1 protein-coding gene and 4 tRNA genes are annotated in these 2,940 nt (G+C 44.1%); 2 read left to right on the top strand and 3 right to left on the bottom strand.

The features are described from left to right. Nucleotides 1–370: 370 nt before the first annotated feature. The 3 genes from FS373_RS31295 to gltX all read right to left on the bottom strand — a co-directional run bounded on the left by FS373_RS31295 (nt 371) and on the right by gltX (nt 2,193). Nucleotides 371–446, bottom strand: a tRNA-Glu gene (locus FS373_RS31295). Between the two features lie 150 nt (nt 447–596). Next, a tRNA-Ala gene (locus FS373_RS31300) sits at nt 597–672 on the bottom strand. Nucleotides 673–783: 111 nt separating this feature from the next. Next, a complete protein-coding gene (gene gltX, locus FS373_RS31305; protein WP_152831552.1) occupies nt 784–2,193 on the bottom strand; it encodes a glutamate--tRNA ligase in 1,410 nt (469 codons plus the stop codon). Between the two features lie 528 nt (nt 2,194–2,721). Between gltX and FS373_RS31310 the strand changes: the two genes are divergently transcribed. Beyond that, nucleotides 2,722–2,797 (top strand) — tRNA-Val (locus tag FS373_RS31310). 63 nt (nt 2,798–2,860) lie between these two features. Beyond that, nucleotides 2,861–2,936 (top strand) — tRNA-Val (locus FS373_RS31315). Nucleotides 2,937–2,940: the final 4 nt, after the last annotated feature.

Consider the following 2,940-nt stretch of genomic DNA (forward strand, 5'->3'; position numbering starts at 1 on the left):
ATCCCCTAGGGGATTCGAACCCCTGTTACCGCCGTGAAAGGGCGGTGTCCTAGGCCTCTAGACGAAGGGGACCCGGACATTTGTTCTTTAAACTCTACAAATAAAGAGTTGTCTATAAGTTCAATTCCGAAGGCTATGGATTCGAACCTCTGTTACCACCGTACTTTCTATAAGAAACTACTGCGCGGTGTCCTAGTCTTGTTCCCTCTAGACGAAGGGGACCCGGACTTACTTGTTTAGACTCTAGTAAAAAAGAGCTTATAGGCTAGTACTCAAAGGCATGAGCAAGAGCGGTACATGTCGACTCATTTTTTACATTAGCTGAGTCTTTCACATCTAACCGAAGCAATTATCAGTTAAATAAGAATATTGGTATCCCCTAGGGGATTCGAACCCCTGTTACCGCCGTGAAAGGGCGGTGTCCTAGGCCTCTAGACGAAGGGGACCCGGACATTTGTTCTTTAAACTCTACAAATAAAGAGTTGTCTATAAGTTTGAATCAAAGGCTAAGGACTCAGACTTGATCTACTTACTCCCACTAGACGCTGGGGTAGGTTCTTATTGTTTAGACTCTATTAAGAAGAGTGTGCGTTAAATGGTGGAGCCTAGCGGGATCGAACCGCTGACCTCAACACTGCCAGTGTTGCGCTCTCCCAGCTGAGCTAAGGCCCCTCACTTAACGATAAAACTACACTTTTGAGTACGCTACTAAGCTTTTACTTCGTTGTGTCTCAAGTGCGTGGCGCATTCTATGCAGCACACCCAAAAGTGTCAACTCGTTTTTTAGGAATTTATTCTATTTGCTACAAATTCAATCGCTTTGGAGATTCTTTGCTCGCAACGAGCCTTTCCAACCAAGAATAAGGTCAAATCAACAGCGGGAGACATTCCTGCTCCTGTAACCGCTACACGTAAAGGCATACCAACTTTGCCCATTCCGACTTCTAATTCAGCAGCTGTATCTTCAATTGCTTGATGGATTCCTTCTAAGGTCCACTCATTTAGCTCAGCCAATTTCTTCTGAACGAGTTGCAGCGGCTCCATAGCAACCCCTCTAAGGTGCTTTTTAGCCGCCGTCGCATCAAACTCGGCAAAATCTTCAAAGAAGTAACGACTCGATGCTGCCATTTCCTTCAATGTTTTTGCACGTTCTGCCAAAGCAGTGACCACATCTGATAACACAGGACCATTACTGATATCGATACTTTGATCTGTCATGTGCCACTCTAGTTGCTTGGCGACATAAACTGGATCAAGTTCTTTTATGTAGTGTTGATTCAACCAAATCAACTTATCAGTATTAAATGCCGAAGCGGCCTTATTGATATCTTCTAGCTTAAAGAGTTGCTTCATCTCATCGATAGAGAATATCTCTTGATCGCCATGTGACCAACCTAAGCGCACTAGATAGTTAAGTAGCGCTTCAGGCAAGAAGCCATCATCACGATATTGCATGACACCAACTGCACCATGACGCTTAGAAAGTTTGGCACCATCATCACCTAAAATCATAGCAACATGTGCATATTCAGGAATTGGGGCACCTAATGCTTTAAGAATGTTGATTTGACGAGGAGTGTTATTTATATGGTCTTCGCCGCGAACAACACAAGTGATCCCCATATCCCAATCATCAACTACAACACAGAAGTTATAGGTAGGCGTTCCTTCTGTACGCGCGATGATGAGATCATCGAGCTCAGCGTTAGCGATTTCAATTCGACCACGAACATGATCGTCAAATACTACACTGCCCTCTTTCGGGTTTTTAAATCGAATAACAAAAGGCTCATCCGTGTTTCGGGGAGCCAGATCGCGACAGCGTCCATCATACTTTTGACTCTCGCCTTTCTCGGCCTGCTCTTCACGCATCTTCTCGATGCGCTCACGTGAACAATAACACTGATAAGCACTGCCCTTTTCTAACATCTGAGCGATGATCTCATTGTAACGATCGAAACGTTTCGTCTGGTAATAAGGCCCATGTTCCCAATTCAGCCCTAACCACTCCATTCCGTCGAGAATTGCCTGGCATGCTTCAGGTGTCGAACGTTCAATGTCGGTATCTTCAATGCGAAGAACGAACTCACCACTGTTGGCACGAGCATATAGCCATGAATAAAGAGCAGTACGAGCACCACCGACATGTAAAAAACCGGTAGGACTTGGAGCAAAACGCGTCTTAGTTGTCATAATGGACACTAACCTATTATAGAAAAGCCTAAATTCTAGACTGTACCAATGAATGTGGCGCATATTCTAACAGCCAAACAGCCTCATGGACATTACCAAGTGCTGAGAAGCGTATTCCGCAGCTAGATTATGTCGTCTTTATCTAGCTTTCTGCTTTTATTTAGACCTAGTTCTGTATATAGACGTAAAATAAATTAAAACAGAGGGAATTAGTTTGATATTCCCCCTAAAAAAGATGGGAGCATTCGATTCAATGAAAATTCAAGTCATCGCCATCAAGGTGAGTATCTAAATACATTGTTCAGCTAAGTATCCACATGGCTAGAAGCCATTATATGTAAGCAGTCAGCGCTTCATTTCAATATAACAAGGAGCTAACGGCTAGTGATTTGAATGATTTATCTCCATCACAAGCTCACTTTGAGCAACAATGCACCAGTCAGTGTAAAATAACACCGGACACGCGTTTTTATCTAAAAAATCGTTGACACAAAATCGTTCCCCCCTATAATACGGCCCACACAGCGAGGTCGATTAGCTCAGCTGGGAGAGCACCTCCCTTACAAGGAGGGGGTCACTGGTTCGAGCCCAGTATCGACCACCATATTTCTTACCTCTTATAAGCATAAGTGATTAAGAAAATACGCAGTACAAAATGAAAGTCCCAGGTCGATTAGCTCAGCTGGGAGAGCACCTCCCTTACAAGGAGGGGGTCACTGGTTCGAGCCCAGTATCGACCACCATTTT

It is taken from the genome of Shewanella sp. YLB-07, assembly GCF_009377275.1.